General features: G+C 37.2%; 18 protein-coding genes. 17 read left to right on the top strand and 1 reads right to left on the bottom strand.

Annotated features, from left to right (window positions below; all coding sequences use genetic code 11):
* Window positions 1–39: 39 nt before the first annotated feature.
* The 10 genes from ACYQ0C_RS15820 (at window position 40) to ACYQ0C_RS15775 (ending at window position 8,258) form a co-directional block, all read left to right on the top strand.
* Window positions 40–288 carry an NVEALA domain-containing protein gene (locus ACYQ0C_RS15820; RefSeq protein WP_175271275.1) on the top strand — a complete coding sequence of 83 codons (249 nt, stop codon included), beginning with the start codon at window positions 40–42 and terminating at the stop codon, window positions 286–288.
* Between the two features lie 62 nt (window positions 289–350).
* A complete protein-coding gene (locus ACYQ0C_RS15815; protein ID WP_175271274.1) occupies window positions 351–1,439 on the top strand; it encodes a BF3164 family lipoprotein in 1,089 nt (362 codons plus the stop codon).
* A 94-nt stretch (window positions 1,440–1,533) separates the two neighbouring features.
* Window positions 1,534–1,881 carry a hypothetical protein gene (locus ACYQ0C_RS15810; protein WP_016275617.1) on the top strand — a complete coding sequence of 116 codons (348 nt, stop codon included), beginning with the start codon at window positions 1,534–1,536 and terminating at the stop codon, window positions 1,879–1,881.
* The gene (gene lepB, locus ACYQ0C_RS15805; protein ID WP_016275618.1) at window positions 1,878–2,786 is read left to right on the top strand and encodes a signal peptidase I; all 909 of its coding nucleotides are present in this window, start codon (window positions 1,878–1,880) and stop codon (window positions 2,784–2,786) included. Before ACYQ0C_RS15810 ends, lepB begins: the two co-directional genes overlap by 4 nt.
* Window positions 2,787–3,111: 325 nt before the next feature.
* Window positions 3,112–3,363: an NVEALA domain-containing protein gene (locus ACYQ0C_RS15800; RefSeq protein ID WP_016275620.1), complete on the top strand. Its 252-nt coding sequence runs from the start codon at window positions 3,112–3,114 to the stop codon at window positions 3,361–3,363.
* Between the two features lie 64 nt (window positions 3,364–3,427).
* Complete coding sequence (locus tag ACYQ0C_RS15795) at window positions 3,428–4,477, top strand: BF3164 family lipoprotein (protein ID WP_016275621.1); 1,050 nt, start codon at window positions 3,428–3,430, stop codon at window positions 4,475–4,477.
* Window positions 4,478–4,777: 300 nt separating this feature from the next.
* Window positions 4,778–5,053, top strand: a complete 276-nt coding sequence (locus ACYQ0C_RS15790; protein WP_016275622.1) for an NVEALA domain-containing protein — start codon at window positions 4,778–4,780, stop codon at window positions 5,051–5,053.
* Window positions 5,028–6,047, top strand: a complete 1,020-nt coding sequence (locus ACYQ0C_RS15785; protein WP_016275623.1) for a BF3164 family lipoprotein — start codon at window positions 5,028–5,030, stop codon at window positions 6,045–6,047. The genes ACYQ0C_RS15790 and ACYQ0C_RS15785 overlap by 26 nt, the downstream gene beginning before the upstream one ends.
* A gap of 849 nt (window positions 6,048–6,896) precedes the next feature.
* Window positions 6,897–7,133: an NVEALA domain-containing protein gene (locus ACYQ0C_RS15780; protein ID WP_016275625.1), complete on the top strand. Its 237-nt coding sequence runs from the start codon at window positions 6,897–6,899 to the stop codon at window positions 7,131–7,133.
* Between the two features lie 102 nt (window positions 7,134–7,235).
* A complete protein-coding gene (locus tag ACYQ0C_RS15775) occupies window positions 7,236–8,258 on the top strand; it encodes a BF3164 family lipoprotein (protein ID WP_016275626.1) in 1,023 nt (340 codons plus the stop codon).
* 776 nt (window positions 8,259–9,034) lie between these two features.
* Here the strand turns inward: ACYQ0C_RS15775 and ACYQ0C_RS15770 are convergent.
* Window positions 9,035–10,054, bottom strand: a complete 1,020-nt coding sequence (locus ACYQ0C_RS15770; RefSeq protein ID WP_016275627.1) for a winged helix-turn-helix domain-containing protein — start codon at window positions 10,052–10,054, stop codon at window positions 9,035–9,037.
* A gap of 207 nt (window positions 10,055–10,261) precedes the next feature.
* Here ACYQ0C_RS15770 and ACYQ0C_RS15765 point away from each other — a divergent pair, with 207 nt between their 5' ends.
* The 7 genes from ACYQ0C_RS15765 to ACYQ0C_RS15735 all read left to right on the top strand — a co-directional run bounded on the left by ACYQ0C_RS15765 (window position 10,262) and on the right by ACYQ0C_RS15735 (window position 15,662).
* On the top strand, window positions 10,262–10,483 hold the full coding sequence (locus ACYQ0C_RS15765) for an NVEALA domain-containing protein (RefSeq protein ID WP_016275628.1): 222 nt from the start codon (window positions 10,262–10,264) through the stop codon (window positions 10,481–10,483).
* 6 nt (window positions 10,484–10,489) lie between these two features.
* Entirely contained in the window at window positions 10,490–11,353 is an 864-nt protein-coding gene (locus tag ACYQ0C_RS15760) for a DUF1573 domain-containing protein (RefSeq protein ID WP_016275629.1), read from the top strand.
* A gap of 242 nt (window positions 11,354–11,595) precedes the next feature.
* A complete protein-coding gene (locus tag ACYQ0C_RS15755) occupies window positions 11,596–11,823 on the top strand; it encodes an NVEALA domain-containing protein (protein ID WP_005851128.1) in 228 nt (75 codons plus the stop codon).
* A gap of 29 nt (window positions 11,824–11,852) precedes the next feature.
* The gene (locus ACYQ0C_RS15750; protein WP_016275630.1) at window positions 11,853–13,016 is read left to right on the top strand and encodes a DUF4221 family protein; all 1,164 of its coding nucleotides are present in this window, start codon (window positions 11,853–11,855) and stop codon (window positions 13,014–13,016) included.
* A gap of 277 nt (window positions 13,017–13,293) precedes the next feature.
* Window positions 13,294–13,527 (top strand): NVEALA domain-containing protein, encoded by a 234-nt coding sequence (locus ACYQ0C_RS15745; protein WP_016275631.1) that lies wholly within the window; start codon window positions 13,294–13,296, stop codon window positions 13,525–13,527.
* Window positions 13,528–13,640: 113 nt separating this feature from the next.
* Entirely contained in the window at window positions 13,641–14,696 is a 1,056-nt protein-coding gene (locus ACYQ0C_RS15740) for a BF3164 family lipoprotein (RefSeq protein ID WP_016275632.1), read from the top strand.
* Between the two features lie 12 nt (window positions 14,697–14,708).
* Complete coding sequence (locus tag ACYQ0C_RS15735) at window positions 14,709–15,662, top strand: tetratricopeptide repeat protein (RefSeq protein ID WP_016275633.1); 954 nt, start codon at window positions 14,709–14,711, stop codon at window positions 15,660–15,662.
* The last annotated feature ends 37 nt before the right edge of the window (window positions 15,663–15,699 follow it).

Raw genomic sequence — 15,699 nt, 5'->3', positions numbered from 1 at the left:
AAACACGAATCATTAATCATCTTTAAAACTAGAAACAAGATGAAAAAGAATATATTGAAAGCAACTTTGGTTGCTGTGTTTACTTTGATAGCAGGAATGAATGTGTATAACGCTCAGAAATCAGATGTAATGTCTGAATTGGCTCTGGCTAATGTGGAAGCGTTGGCTCAGTCTGAAAGATCTGGAAATGGCGGTTGTCGTTATCGAATAACATATCGTTGTGGGATAGTTGACTATAGCAATCCTTGGAGACCAGTGATGACCACTTATGAAGATCATTATTTTTAGTATGAAAAATATCAGTTACGAAGGTAATTCGTAACTGATAAATCAAAAAGGAATAAGAAAGAATGAGAAATTATATATATTATCTGTTATTGCTTGTATTAAGCCTATCTTGTACGTCCAATAAAAGAAAGATAGATAAAAATACACAATTAGGCAAATTGGCATATACTAATGTAAATGGAACAAATCTGAAAAACGACTCTACAATATGGGGGATGAAAGTTGATTTGGTAACAGACAACCGTTTGATCATTCAAGAGTTATCTAATGAATTATTGTACGGGGTTTACCGTGTAGAAGGTGAAAAGCTAATAAAAGAAGGCGGCTTTTTAACTAAAGGAGTAGGACCTTTTGAAATGATTCATCCTGATTTGTGGGGAAATGAAGGCGATTCAGTATTTTATATTTCAAACTACTCAGGAATGGTAAAAGAAATATATACAGTGAAAAAAACTGATATTTATAATAAAGAGAAATGGAAGATTACTAAGTTCCCTGATCCGCAAGAATGTCTGTTTTATCCCTCTATTGCAATATTGGATGACAGTATTTGTATTGTGTCGGGTTCAAAACTGAATAGCATTAATATCTTGTCTCGTGTTAATTTACAAACAGGAAGTATCTCTGATCTTGATTTTCCTTTTCCCGGATTTAATCTTCCTTCAGGTTTTAAAATTGTGGAACACATGATTTATTGTGATGCGCAACTTTTAAAACACCCCAGACAAAACAAGTTGTTATACGTCTGCCGATTGGGAAAATATGCGAAAATTCTGGAAATGGAAAATGGACAGATAGGCAAGCAAATTCCTTTATATTCTATTCTCCCTCAATATGAAGCAGTAAATAATGAGCGAAAAATAAAAGATGATTGTTTAGGTGGCATCATTGCAAAAGTTACCGCTGATAAAATCTATTGCCTCGTCTTGCCATATACAAGGAAAGAAGAAAATGAAAATCCTTTTTATAAAGGTATGCCAAATTATTTTGCTGATGAAATGGTAATTTTTGATTGGGACGGTAATCTGATCAATGCTTACAGGCTGGACCAACCTATCTGTAATTTTGGCGTAGATGGAACAAAAAACATTTTATATGGTACCACATTAGATGGAGAAGAATTTGTCGTAAGACGATTTGTTTTGAAATGAGTAATCGAAATATTCGCTTTTTTGGGGGGGCTTTGCTTTATGGCTGTTCCGGTACAAAGTGGGAAGTGCGATATAAAAAAAGAAAGAGGGAAAAATGAAAAGACACATTATTTATTTGTTTGGGGTTGTTCTGTTACTCCTTCCGGCTTGTACAACCCATGTGGACTCTTTGGAATGGGCCTTGCGTCAGGCGGGAAAGAACAGGGCGGAGTTGGAGAAAACTTTGCAACATTATGAATCCGACTCCTTAAAGCTGGCGACTGCAACCTTTCTGATACGGAATATGCCCTATCACATAGGTTTTTGTGATACTTTATTTACTCCGGATGGGAAAACATTGCATTTCCTCACAGATACTTTTTATGTGGATAAATCCGGTGTCATGAAAGGACCGGATATTAAGGGATGTGCCACCAGAACGGTTGGTAAAAAGAACGGATGATGAAGGAGAAGGCCAAGAAATACTTGTCGGTGGCGATTGACTGGCTTTTGTACCTGTCGGTGGCTTTTCTGTGTGTTTCGGCTGTATGGCTGCTGTCGCAGGTGTTCCTGTTCTCTTCGTTCTCCGTTCCTACGGATTCCATGACGCCTGCCATTGTCCCCGGTGACTGTGTGCTGGTGAACAAAGTGTTGAGAGGGGGGCGGATTTTCAACTTGAATGACGCTTTTGATCACAAGCCGCTGGAGATTACCCGGCTGAGGGGGACAGGAAAATTCCGCCGTAACGAGGTGCTGGTTTTTAATTTTCCTTATCCGGAGCGTTGGGACAGCATCGGGTTTGATGTGATGCGCTATTATGTGAAGCGTTGCATCGCCCTGCCGGGCGATACGGTGGAAATCCGCAATGCGCATTACCGTGTCCGTGGATACAGGGGAGAACTGGGAAATATAGATTCTCAGAACAGCCTGGCCCGTTATATGCATAGTGAAAGAAACAGAGAGGAGATGATAAAGGGCGGTTCTTTCAAGGCTTATCCTCTGGACAGTGTGACGGGCTGGACGGTGCAGGAATTTGGTCCGCTTTATTTGCCAGCCCGGGGAGATACCGTAAGGTTGGACAGACACCATTATGCGGTTTACCGTAACCTTATAGAGTGGGAGCAGCGCAAGAAACTGACCGCACATAACGGATGTTTTTACCTGGACGGTAGTGAGATAAACCATTATGTATTTACGCACGACTATTATTTTATGGGGGGTGACAATTGTTACAACTCGCAGGATTCTCGTTATTGGGGGCTTTTGCCGGAGGAATATATTGTGGGCAAGGCTACGTGCATCTGGACATCGAAGAACCGGGTGACGGACGAGATTTGCTGGGACAGGGTATTAAAAAAAATAAAATAGCATCCGTCAGGTATATGGTTTGACTTATTCCAACCATTCCTTCTATACCTTGACCGGTTCGTTCTATTGGGAATACTGATTATGCTTTCGATGAAATGGGCGTTTTTGGGACCTTAAGAAAACTTTAAGGTCGTCTTAAGATGGATTTAAGGTGAAAAATTTGTGTGTCCGATGGATGTTGTCTATCTTTATGCAAAAATAACAAACCAGTGGGAACGATATTTGTGTTCTTTGCTGTTGTTGTTTTGTTTTTCTGTGGTGGAGTTCTTTGCGAGAATAAAATAAAAAACACAAGTGATTAATCATCTTTAAAACTAAAAATAAGATGAAAAAGAAAATTTTGAAAGCTACTATAGTTGCATCGTTTGCTTTGATAGCAGGAATGAATGTGTATAACGCTCAGAAATCGGATGTAATGTCTGGGTTGGCATTGGCTAATGTGGAAGCATTGGCGAGCGGAGAAGGAAGTATATCTGATTGTGAAACTTATTGTAAATCTGATAGTCGGTACGATTGTATTATATCTTGGGGTGATGGAATTGAAGGAATCACTTGTACTGATCATAGAAAAAAATAATTGAAAAGTATGGCAGTTCTCAAGATGAAAATCTTTGGAGCTGTCTTTGGAATTAATAAATCAAATGAAAAAGAATTATATTTTTGTTATTTGTTTGTTCTTGTTGTCTGTATCTTGTTCCAAAGTGGAACGGTATGATGCTGCTGAGTTGTTTGATTTTGACACATTTGTAAAAATAGAAGAACTTAAAGGACGAATATTAGAGTTTGATAGTATGATAATGCGACCGAATGGCATTCGGGTTTATGATTCATTGTTGGTACTGATAGAACCAAGAAGTGAAAAACTGGTTCATGTATTTAATCTTAACACTCGTAAAAAAATAGCTTCTGCTCTTTCATTTGGACAAGGACCGGATGATATGCTTCAACCTAAGTTGATGACAAATGATAGCCATACCTTTCAACTCTTTGATAGATCCTCATCGCGTATTTTTGAGTATGATATGGCTGCTTTTGTCGAGAGTCAGAATCCTAAGCCGATGCGCCGCCTGAAGCTTTCGGTACCGGTGTTTATCAGTGCGGAGCAGGTGGGTGATTGTATCTGGGGGTATTCTCATCAGGTGGAACACCAACTATATGCTTTTGATAGTGGTGACGGCAAGAAAACAGGTGAAATAATTGGTTATCCGAACAACAATATTTCATATACTGATACTGAGAAGTTGGATGCCTATTACATGAATTTTACCAGTAATGGCATGAATAAGTTTGCCATTTGCTATTGCATGACCGATTTGATTGAATTTTACGACTTTAATGGGAATTTGCACAAACGGATTCATGGTCCTGAACAATTTTTTGCTCATTTCAAAGAGTACCATGACGGGGAGATCATTTCATCGTCTCCGGATAAGGAAACTACTCGTGATGCTTACTTTTCTCCTTGCAACGCTGGCGATTGCTTGATGGTGATGTATGATGGTGGATATGTAAACGACCCTGATCATACTGGTTTATGTAGCTGGATCTTCTCGTTTTCATGGAATGGTGTACCCAATATAGCTTATAAATTGGATAATCCTTTGCTTTTTATGACTGTTGATAGTCAACATCGGAAGATATATGGCATCAGCAATGCACCTGAATATCATATTGTGGAATATTCATTTTGATGTTTTGGATTGCTTGATTTTTATTCCACTTCTGGCTGTGGTGAGTTTTTGTTGATTGAGCCAAATTATTATTTTCTGCTGTTTGAAACAGAGCCTTTAGGAGGAGGCGCAATAGCATATAAGAAAGAAAAATCTGTAATAAGAAAATGTAATCTAAAAATAATTGGTTGTTTTGACAGGGAGAAGTTTGATGTAATAATCAGCATAAGCAAGCGGCAGTTTTGTTTTTTCTACGGTGGAGTTCTTTCCGATAAAAGATGAAAAGAAGAATGAATGTTTATATTAAAACAGTAAAACAAGATGAAAAAGAATATTTTAAAGGTGACTTTGGTTGCAGTATTTGCTTTGGTTGCAGGGTATAATGTGTATTGTTCTCAGAAATCAGCTGTAATATCTCCTTTGGCATTGGCTAATATAGAAGCTCTTGCAAGTGGGGAAGGCGGTGGAGGAAACCATACTTGTTATGATACGTGGAGGAAGGCTCCTGATGATAATAGCTTAGCCTATTGGGATTGGATTTGCCAAGAATGTGAAGCATATTGGTTGGAGTATGGACGAAATAGATCTTCATGTTGATATGGGAAAGTTCTATGCTGTAATTTCGTGTATCCTTTCCTCTCTTCTATTATTCAATGGATGTAATGCTAGAGAAGAGGGGAAATTACAATTCCCTGCATTGAGCGAATTGACGGCTGATAGTCTAATCGTTCCCCCTGTTTTGTTATCGGTGACTCGTTTATTTATAGCAAAAGATATGCTAGTTACTTATGAGCAGAAAAAGGATACCATGTTTTCATTTTGGAGTTTGCCTAAATGTAATTATTTATTCAGCGCAGGATGTAGAGGTGAAGGTCCTGATGAGTTTTTGATGCTCGATAGAACCTTTATAGCAACAAGCAATGGTTTCAAAACATTTGAAATCGCCTCTAATAGGGTAAAAGAAATAACTGTTGATTCAACTGGCTATTTTAAAGTGGACGTTATCAAGCAATTGGAAGTAGATCAAAGAGGCTTGAATCGTTTTCTTTTTTTGTTGAATAATACTTATTGTTTTGTATCTGATAATGAGGATTTCGAATATGGTTTATTTGATCAAAGTGGGAATATACAGCATTTTAGTGATTATCCAATAGATCTTTTGCAAAAGAATAAGGATGAAATAAATCGTTTTGTTTATAATAAGTTGACTATTGCTAATCCTGTTGGAGACCGATTTGCAGCTTTTTATGCTTATGCCAAGCTTTGTCGGATATATAATAACAACGGCAAATTGTTGAATGAGACATTATTAGAAAGTTCTCCGAATTCGGTTTCAGAAAATAGATATGCTTTTTATCAATATTATCCTTGCATGGATGCTGATTATATTTATATATTGACAACAGAAAATAAAAGAAAAATATTGGAAGTCTGGAATTGGGATGGAGTTCCAATTGCTCATTATTTACTTGATAAAGACATTGTGAACATTACTGTATCTTCAAATAAAATTTATGCTGTTGATAATAAAAATGAAAGAGTTATATATACATATTCACTTGCTGATATAATAAATAAAGATAAATCGTGACTTTGTGGTAAAAGAATATCTTAAGGATTGATATATTGAGGGAGATGTCATAAATATAAAGTATCATTTCATTCTGCTTTTCTATTTTGGGGCATTCTCCTTCTTTGAATTTTAGTTTATAATGAGGGTATTATGCGAATCAGTATTTAATTCCTTAGTTAAAAATTAGAGTAATTAATGCGATGGCAATTTTTCCCATCGTATGTACCAGCAGTCCAGATGTAGATCTGACTTTCATCGCTCTTTGAATATTTGTTTTTTCATTCAACCAGTTGAATAATGATTCAATGGGTTGTCTGACTTTTGAGACTGCCTTTGAAAACAAGTCTTTTGCCGCTTTCTCCCTTTTTGTTATTTCAGGTGATTCTCCTTTGATAGCTTTTACAGGAGTAAATGGCCCGAGTTTTTTGGATTCTTTCGTCTCTTTATAGAATGGTATATCCGAATATATTTTATTGGCATATATTTCTCAATTGTTCAGATTTCCCACACATTCTCTTTTGAATAGCGTTCTGTTCCATTGCGGATGTTGCGGAAAGAGAACTTATAAATCAGAGAAAAAATGTAGTTTGATGACATGAATCATGTTATTGGGAATACTGATTATGCTTTCGATGAAATGGGCGTTTTTGGGACCTTAAGAAAACTTTAAGGTCGTCTTAAGATGAATTTAAGGTGGAAAATTTGTGTGCCCGATGGATGTTCTCTACCTTTATGCAAAAATAACAAACCAGTGGAAACGGTATTTGTGTTCTTTGCTGTTGTTGTTTTGTTTTTCTGTGGTGGAGTTCTTTGCGAGAATAAGATAAAAAACACAAGTGATTAATCATCTTTAAAACTAAAAATAAGATGAAAAAGAAAATTTTGAAAGCTACTATAGTTGCATCGTTTGCTTTGATAGCAGGAATGAATGTGTATAATGCTCAGAAATCGGATGTAATGTCTGAATTGGCTTTGGCTAATGTGGAAGCATTGGCTAGTGGTGAAGGAAGTGGCGGATTTGATTGTTGTAATACTTGTAGTGGTGTCTATTGTGGATATTTTATAGATACACAGGGAACTGGTACAAAATTATATTATAAATAAAAAGAATGAAAAATGAAAAGAGAAAGTTTATCTTTCTCTTTTTAAAAACAGAAAGTAAATGTACTAAGATCTTACTATTGATTCATCCTTATAAAAATAATAATGAGAAAGATACTATATTTTATTTGTTGTTTACTTATTCTCTCGGCCTGTACAGGAAAAAAAACAATAGAAACGGTGCCTGAATATCCTATTTCTATAAAAAAGAAGGTTACCAATATTTTTTTAGGTAGACCATCCGAAATTGCTTATATGGATAGTTTTTTGCTTATATCTGATAATATGAATGAAACCTTATTAGATATCTATGATTTAAAAGGCGATTCTATGTTCTCTCGTGTACTTAATGTCGGACAAGGACCTGATGAATTATTATCACCAATAACAGTGGAAGTATCAGAGGAGGAACGTGAACTTTATATTCTGCAAAGACAAAATTCGCAGATGAATACATATTCATTTTATGATTTGATGCAAGGAACGTTCCATCCTCAAAAGAGCGTAAACCTGCAAGATGCAGACCGGGCAATAGCTGTTTGTAACGGATTTCTAGCATCGGGATTTTATGAGGATGGAACTTTCCATCTTTTTGATACTAGTGGGAAAAACTTGGCTTCAATAGATATATATCCTTCTTATATGCAAGAATTAAAGGATATATATGAGAAGTATAAATTGGGTCAGGGGTATTTTGCTTATAACCAGAATAGTCATGTGTTGGTTTTTGCCTCTTATTTTACAGGAGATGTCTTTTTTTATTCTATGGAAGGAAACCAGTTATTCCAACAAAAGCATTTTTCTTTTGGGGACGGAAAAATAGAACGGAAAATAGAATCTTTAAAAAATAACATAAATATTGAAGGCGACAACATTGTATATAGTTATGGAGCTTATACTGCAGGTAATTATTTTTATATATTGTATAGTGGAAGAACATTGAAGGAGGAGCAAAGTAGCAAAAAATGTAACTATATTTTAAAATTTGATTTGAAAGGAAACTTTATTTGCAAATATAAACATGATTTTCCTGTTATAGATATGTGTTTTGCTGATAATGGTGATTTCTATGCAATATCGCAATCAGAAAATTTAGAATATACTATTATAACTTTTAGTTTGGATTGATGTTATTGCCGAATTTTAGCATCTTAAGATGAATTTAAGGTGGAAAATTTGTGTGCCCGATGAATGTTCTCTACCTTTATGCAAAAATAACAAACCAGTGGAAACGGTATTTGTGTTCTTTGCTGTTGTTGTTTTGTTTTTCTGTGGTGGAGTTCTTTGCGAGAATAAGATAAAAAACACAAGTGATTAATCATCTTTAAAACTAAAAATAAGATGAAAAAGAACATTTTGAAAGCAACTATAGTTGCAGCATTTGCTTTGATAGCAGGAATGAATATGCGTCATATTGCTGGAATGTAGTGGAAAAGGAAGATGGGAGTTTTGTGGATGTGGGATTCGGAAAAGACGGCACGAATGGTAACGATTCAGCGAATACATTGCCACGGCATGATATCTCGTTTGATTAGACGAGAGCCAAGGTAGCAGCCAAGGGAATATCCCACTAAAAAAGTAAGATATCTTCGTGGGCAAAGTAAGATATGTTCCCAGGCAAAGTAACACCGTTTACTTGGCCTACGAAGTCCACATACTTTTCTTTACAACAAAACAGACCTCACAGCCATCTCATACACCGGTGACGATCATTCCAATTAATTACGAGGGATTTCGTAAAATACAAGAGGAATTGGCCTCTTGCGATTAAGCTGACCGGGAAAGTTGCCAAAGAGGGGGAAATCCAATAAATGATAAAATCAGATGGAACAGGTTAGGCAGAGTAAGATAATGCTATGGTGAATTTTACGTCAAGGTACAACTAGGTAATATCCTTTGCTATTTCATGCAGTTGTAGGTGTTTCATCCGATGAAGGAATAATCAGATAGTATCCTTTGCTGTGTTCTGTTTCTATTTGGTATCCTGGGAAATCTTGGAGTGACCGACGTAAGGTATTGATATGTCCATTCATTCTGTTATTCATTGTATTATGATTCAATTTATCGTTTTTCGGCCAAAGTCTCAGAATAATTTCTTCTTTGGATGCGAAATGGTTGGGGCTGTCAATTAGCAGCTGCATAATCTTGAATCCCGAATCTGTAGTGACACATTCCTTATCGTCTATATATATTTTTTGTTCGCTTTTATCTGTTCTTATACCCTTTTGGATTGGTGGAGTGTCTTCCGTCACTATATTTGCTGTTCTCTTTTCGGCTTTTGCCTTTTTCTTCTTTTCTTTATAGGACGACAATAAGAGTGCCGTGGCTGCAAGGCAAAGAACTACATAGATTCCTATTTTTTTACTGGCGTGTTTCAATATCGTGATCAAACTGCAATTCGCCCAAGCCTGTACACTGGTTGTGTTTTTGGCATCCAACATGACAGACCTCGTAGTAATGGAGTTCGGAAAAGTGTATAGGTCTCCGCCAATCTGTTGTGGCTTCTTTTTCTGTTGGTAGATGATACCTGTTTGGCAAGGTATCCCTCTTTTGTTCAGTTCTTTATTGAATAAGGTGTTAAAGTCATTGGGGTTGATAGGGTGTATTTCGGCTAATATATACTGTATTGTCCATTGATCAGCCAAATATTCTTCTACACTGTCTCTAAATACGATGGTTTCCAGTCCGTTATCGCCAATTATTTTTGCGTGTTTCACTTTTCTGCCCAGTGGCTTTTCTTTAGATTTCATTTTTTCGTTTTTCCGTCTATGAAAATCTATGGTGATGGTTTCTTTCAAAGCGTCTTGCATCTGTGCTTGGATGACTTCTTCGCCAGACTCCAATATGGCATCTCCAATAAAAAAGATGCTTATGGCTATTGCTAAAATAGTGGCTGCTATAGTGCTTTTCCTTGCGTTTGTCATTTTTGTCTAAAATTTGTTTTTTCAAAAGTATAAAAAATATCGAATAATAGGCTTCTGATAATGATAAATGTGAGAAATTCATTAGAGTTCATTAGTAAGGGTACCCTTATTCATTAGAATTTCATTAGCTAATGAAATTCTAATGAATAATATTCTTCCTTTTCAGTTTTTGTTCCTTAATTTTGCGTCAATAAAATTAATTAGGAAATGAAAAAAACAGGAGTATTATTAATGGTCGCACTGGTTGCGACAGTGAGTATGTGGAGTGCTTTTCAGCACAAAAAAGTATCAGATGAATTACTGCTTAGTAATATAGAAGCTTTGGCTGGTAACGAATCTGCCTATGGAAACTGCTTTGGAGATGGTAATGTGCTCTGCTCCAATGGGATTAGAGTTGCTTATACATACAGTAATTTCCATTTGGAATAATCGTGCATGAGATACCTTTATCTATTGGCGGCACTTGCTCTTTTCTCTTCCTGCAAGGAATCTGAGAAAGAAAAAATCGCTCGTTTGGTTGAGGAATGGGAGGGGAAAGAAATTTTCTTTCCTTCCCGTTCCGTCTTTACCATTCAAGGGAAGGATACGGTGTCTTTTTCTTTATCGGATGCGGATTATAAGGTGGTGACTTATATTGATTCGATGGGCTGTACCAGTTGCAAATTACAACTGCCTCGCTGGAAACAGTTTATGCAGGAAGTGGATTCAACGCTGAACCGTCCGGTTTCCTTTGCCTTTTATTTCCATCCGAAAGACATGAAAGAACTTCGTTATATCACCCGTCGCGATGCATTCACTTATCCGGTTTGTTTCGATGAAAAGGACGATTTTAACCGATTGAACCACTTTCCGGATGAAATGACTTTCCAGACATTTTTATTAGATAAAGACAACAGGGTGGTGGCTATAGGCAATCCTGTTCATAATCCGAAGGTGAAGGAACTTTATCTGAACGTATTGACAGGTGGTGAAGCTGTAAAAGCTGAAACACCGATGACGAAAGTCATCCAGGATGTGGAAAGTGTGGACTTCGGTTCATTCCCTCAGTCGGAGAAGCAGGAACGCAAGTTCACGCTGACCAATACGGGGCAGCGTATGCTGGTGATATACGATGTCATCACTTCCTGTGGGTGTACCAAGGTAAACTATAGTAAGGAGGGTATTCGTCCGGGAGAAAAAGCGGAGCTGACAGTGATTTATGAAGCGGAAAAGGCTGAACATTTCAGCAAGACGGTTACCATTTATTGCAATGCAGATAATTCCCCACTTCGTTTGAAGGTGACGGGGAATGCTGAATAAAGGATGAAGTATGAATCAATGGGAGTAAAAAGCGGATGGAAAGAAACTCATTTTCTTTGCCGAAAGTCGATTCTTTCCACCCTGCGGCTCTCTCCTAACAGAAAAGGAGGTTAAGTCCGATGTAAAAGTAGTGTAAATAATCAGAATAAGCAAGCGGTATTTTTGTTTTTTCTGCGGTGGAGTTCTTTCCGAGAATAAGATGAAAACACGAATCATTAATCATCTTTAAAATTAGAAACAAGATGAAAAAGAATATTTTGAAAGCAACTTTGGTTGCTGCATTTGCTTTGATAGCAGGAATGAATGTGTATAACGCTCAGAAATCGGATGTAATGTCTGATTTGGCATTGGCTAATGTGGAAGCGTTGGCAGATGGTGGAGAATGGGGTAGTACCACTTGCTATTGGATTGGTGACTATTATTCATGTCCACCTTGGGGTACCGGGGTTGCCTGTATCTGTTGGAATTGATAGATTGTTACGAAATAAACTGAATCATAATGAAAATTGTAAATTACCTTTTAGTTATAGGAATTCTGATTGTGGCATTATCTTGTTCTGACAGTCAGCCGAAAGACAAAGTTGTATTAACTGTTACGCAAGATTCTCTCCAGTTTATAATACCGGACGATGTAAAAGGGCCTATGCTTTTTGTTGAAACATTGGAGGATGACGGGAAAGCTTATCTTTCTTTTAAGAATGAAGTTGAACCGGAAATTTTATTTTATGAAATATCTTCTGGAAATTTAGTGAAAAGAGTGATGTATGGTGTGGAAGGAGATAATGCTATAACTGGAGGATTTATGGGGTATCGTGCCATTGATTTCGATCATATTTATATTCCTAGTATGTATATAACTACAATTTTTATTACTGATACTACAGGAACTATCAAAGATAAAATTAATTTTTCTCAAACGGATACAAATCAACCTTTAATACCCTTTATACCGGGATTATATGGAACTGTTGAAATTATTGACGGACAATTTTATATCTTGCAGACCGTAAATCCGATGTTGCGTGAAAAGGCGTTGGAGGACAGCCCTGTTTCTGTTGTAATTGATACAATGCAGCATGTTGTTCGTGCGTTGCCTATGAAATTTCCTCAGTTGATCACGTATGAGGATTTTGGTACTTCTGCAGGTAATGGAGAGGATTATTACCGTTGTTTTACAGGTGATAATTTTGTATATTCATTTTATTATAGTGAGTTGATGTATAAGGCTGATATCATGCATCAAAGTGTGACATCCTGTCCGGTGAAGAGCCGCTATATTGACAAAGTGGAGATTTTAAGAAACTCTTCGAATAATCAGAATGCTATATTGAAAAATAGGGCGGAACAGGCGAATTATGGTTCTGTATTGTATGATAAATATCGCAAGGTATATTATCGTGTGGCATATCCGGCAAGTACAATAGAGGAGAGTGATAATTATCTTAAAATTATCCGTTCAGGCAAAAAGAATTTTTCTATTATGATTTTAGATAAGGATTTGAATGTTATTGGTGAAACATTATTTCCTGATTATACTTTTAATCCTCATTTATGGTTTGTGCGTGAAGAGGGATTGTATATTTCAACGAATAATGAAATGAATCCTAATTATGACGAGAATCAGCTTGTTTTTAAGAGGGTGGAGTTAAAGGATGTTGAGTGATTGATTTTTTTGATCTGTCTTTTCCTTTATAAATTTGAATATATCTCTGTAGGAATAGTTGAGAGCAAAAAGCGGATGGAAAGAAATCCATTTTTTGCTGGAAGTAGATTCTTTCCACCCTGCGGCCTCTCCTCAAAAGAAAGGAGGTAAAGTCTGATACAAAAGTAATGTAAAAATCAGAATAAGCAAGCGGTAGTTTTGTTTTTTCTGCGGTGGAGTTCTTTCCGATAAAAGATGAAAACATGAGTAATTAATCATTTTTGAAACTATAAACCAAATGAAAAAGAATATTTTGAAAGCAACTATAGTTGTAGCATTTGCTTTGATTGCAGGAATAAATGTGTATAACGCTCAGAAATTGGATGTAATGTCTGATTTGGCATTGGCTAATGTGGAAGCATTAGCTAGCTGGGAATCTGATGGTGATAGATATTGTCCCTATTCAGGATATAAATGTGTAATAAAATACACTAATGGTACTTCAATAACAGTTGATGACCGTTGGCCATAATTATTTTTTAACCGGTCGATTGTATGGATATTTTTCTTTTATTTGATTGGAAACGTTCTATATAATGACCGGTTACTTGTTAGTTTAGTTAGTATGTTATAAATAATCTATGTATGAAAGCATATATAAGAATTTTAGTTGTTATCTTGGGCGGCATATCCTTTGTGGCGTGTGGTAATAAGGTGGAATCGGTCTACCAAGATGAGACTTGTATAGAGTGGGAGGACTTCGAAAGTCAGGAATTGACTGGCTCTGAAATAGCATTTGATGAACCTGTGATGCAACCTAATCAATTGGTCGTAATGGATACATTATTGATAACAATTAATAGGAAGACAGAGAAACTTCTCCATCTCTTTAACTTGAATACCAAGAAGAAAATAGGTGAACAAATGACGATGGGGGAGGGACCTAATGAGATGATTTCCCCTAGTTTCATTTTAGGGCAAGATTCAGTGAGACTATATGATATGGTGACTTCAACAGTTTGTACGTATGGAGTCGGTGAGTTCGTTTCTGCTCCGTCTTTAGTTCCGTCCCGGCGATATAAATTGAGTGAGGCTGATTTCTTTAGTGAGCTTGTTCTGCTGAAAGATAAACTGGTCGGAGTCTCTTATCGTCCGGACGCTCCTTGTTACATGTTCAATGCTGCCGGACAGAAGCTAGGAGCGGTAGGAAACTACCCCGAGGGTCCGGAAGCCTATACCGATCTGGAACGGGTGGATGCCTATCGTGCTATTCCCGCTAGCAATGGGAATGATCGTTTTGCCGTCTGTCATTTCTTTACTGATTTGATAGATATTTACAGTGACAGCGGAAAGCTGGTAAAACGACTTTATGGTCCGGAACATTTCTTTACACGTTTTACGGAGTTTAATGACGGTGTTCGGATAGGCAGTCGTCCTAAGCCTGACTACTATCGTGATGCCTTTTACAGTCCGGTTGGTGTAGGAGATGAATTATGGGTGCTTTATAATGGGAAATTTGTAAACAAACCTGGATATAATTTGCTTGCAAAGGATATTTTGGTATTCAGTTGGGAAGGGGCTCCATTGCGGCATTATATTTTGAACGATGGCGTTTCTCGTATTGCGGTGAATCCTGAAAAACGCAAAATATATGGCATAAGTAGCAATCCTGAATATCATATAGTGGAATATTCTTATTAAGCCGCATTTGTTATGGATAAATGGAGATCATATTGTTCGGGTATTGGTATATGCTTGATTTTGATAGCTGTTATCGGTATATGTGCATTGCATGACCAGATTTATATGTGGAGTTTGGGAGATATTTCAGACAGATATCGGCAGGCCATGAATGCTTATAGAGAGCATGACTATGATGAGGCACGGAATCAGTTCATACCACTGGCAGGTATAGATTCGGCTTCATACGCCCAATATTTGTTAGGTGATATGTACTATCGTGGCCTTGGTGGAAGTACGGATTATGAAAAAGCATTTGCATTATTTGAAAAGTCCGGAAAGGCTGGTAATACGAATGCCTGTAACAATATGGCTTTCATGTATGCCTATGGTTATGGGGTTTCTGAAAACCTGTCGAAAGCTAGAAGGTATTTTCAGTATGCTGCCCAACAGGGAAATGCTCAGGCTCAGCTGGGACTGGGGAATCTTTACCGTTTGGGATTAGGGGTGGCACGTGATTATCGGGAAGCCATTCAGTGGTATCGTCGTTCTGCTTCTCATGGTGATTCTGATGCTATGAATAATTTGGGTTATATGTTTTTCAACGGCTTTGGGGTATCTCCTGATGTGGCAACTGCCCTGTTTTGGTTCAGAAAGTCTGCGGCTGTTGGTAATCCTGTAGCGCAATATAACATAGGTGTGGCTTATAGTTTGGGTAAAGGCGTGGAAATGGATTTATCGGTTTGCGCATCATGGCTTGAAAAGTCGGCTTTGCAGGGAAATGCCCCTGCGCAATATAATTTGGGCAGGATGTACTATTGGGGTAAAGGCGTTGTTCGTGACTCTGCAAAGGCTATGTTATGGTACAGGGCAGCTGCTGGTCAGGGACATGTAAAAGCTGCTGAATCTTTTATAAGGATAGAAGAAAATATTCAGGCGGAAGAGTTGGATTCTGTATTTTTTCTTGATATGCAGGTGAGACGATAAGTTTGGAATATTAGGAAGCAATTTCCGCCTCTTAAAG

The sequence above is a fragment of the Phocaeicola sartorii JCM 17136 = DSM 21941 genome (genome assembly GCF_054653615.1).
Note: the sequence above shows the minus strand (reverse complement) of the source record. Positions and strands in the feature narration are given on the sequence as shown.

Excerpts from the sequence above, each read along its gene's own strand:
- ACYQ0C_RS15820 (WP_175271275.1), top strand. The coding sequence starts at position 40 with ATGAAAAAGAATATATTGAAAGCAACTTTGGTTGCTGTGTTTACTTTG.
- ACYQ0C_RS15815 (WP_175271274.1), top strand. The coding sequence starts at position 351 with ATGAGAAATTATATATATTATCTGTTATTGCTTGTATTAAGCCTATCT.
- ACYQ0C_RS15810 (WP_016275617.1), top strand. The coding sequence starts at position 1,534 with ATGAAAAGACACATTATTTATTTGTTTGGGGTTGTTCTGTTACTCCTT.
- lepB (WP_016275618.1), top strand. The coding sequence starts at position 1,878 with ATGATGAAGGAGAAGGCCAAGAAATACTTGTCGGTGGCGATTGACTGG.
- ACYQ0C_RS15800 (WP_016275620.1), top strand. The coding sequence starts at position 3,112 with ATGAAAAAGAAAATTTTGAAAGCTACTATAGTTGCATCGTTTGCTTTG.
- ACYQ0C_RS15795 (WP_016275621.1), top strand. The coding sequence starts at position 3,428 with ATGAAAAAGAATTATATTTTTGTTATTTGTTTGTTCTTGTTGTCTGTA.
- ACYQ0C_RS15790 (WP_016275622.1), top strand. The coding sequence starts at position 4,778 with ATGAAAAAGAATATTTTAAAGGTGACTTTGGTTGCAGTATTTGCTTTG.
- ACYQ0C_RS15785 (WP_016275623.1), top strand. The coding sequence starts at position 5,028 with ATGGACGAAATAGATCTTCATGTTGATATGGGAAAGTTCTATGCTGTA.
- ACYQ0C_RS15780 (WP_016275625.1), top strand. The coding sequence starts at position 6,897 with ATGAAAAAGAAAATTTTGAAAGCTACTATAGTTGCATCGTTTGCTTTG.
- ACYQ0C_RS15775 (WP_016275626.1), top strand. The coding sequence starts at position 7,236 with ATGAGAAAGATACTATATTTTATTTGTTGTTTACTTATTCTCTCGGCC.
- ACYQ0C_RS15770 (WP_016275627.1), bottom strand. The coding sequence starts at position 10,054 with ATGACAAACGCAAGGAAAAGCACTATAGCAGCCACTATTTTAGCAATA.
- ACYQ0C_RS15765 (WP_016275628.1), top strand. The coding sequence starts at position 10,262 with ATGAAAAAAACAGGAGTATTATTAATGGTCGCACTGGTTGCGACAGTG.
- ACYQ0C_RS15760 (WP_016275629.1), top strand. The coding sequence starts at position 10,490 with ATGAGATACCTTTATCTATTGGCGGCACTTGCTCTTTTCTCTTCCTGC.
- ACYQ0C_RS15755 (WP_005851128.1), top strand. The coding sequence starts at position 11,596 with ATGAAAAAGAATATTTTGAAAGCAACTTTGGTTGCTGCATTTGCTTTG.
- ACYQ0C_RS15750 (WP_016275630.1), top strand. The coding sequence starts at position 11,853 with ATGAAAATTGTAAATTACCTTTTAGTTATAGGAATTCTGATTGTGGCA.
- ACYQ0C_RS15745 (WP_016275631.1), top strand. The coding sequence starts at position 13,294 with ATGAAAAAGAATATTTTGAAAGCAACTATAGTTGTAGCATTTGCTTTG.
- ACYQ0C_RS15740 (WP_016275632.1), top strand. The coding sequence starts at position 13,641 with ATGAAAGCATATATAAGAATTTTAGTTGTTATCTTGGGCGGCATATCC.
- ACYQ0C_RS15735 (WP_016275633.1), top strand. The coding sequence starts at position 14,709 with ATGGATAAATGGAGATCATATTGTTCGGGTATTGGTATATGCTTGATT.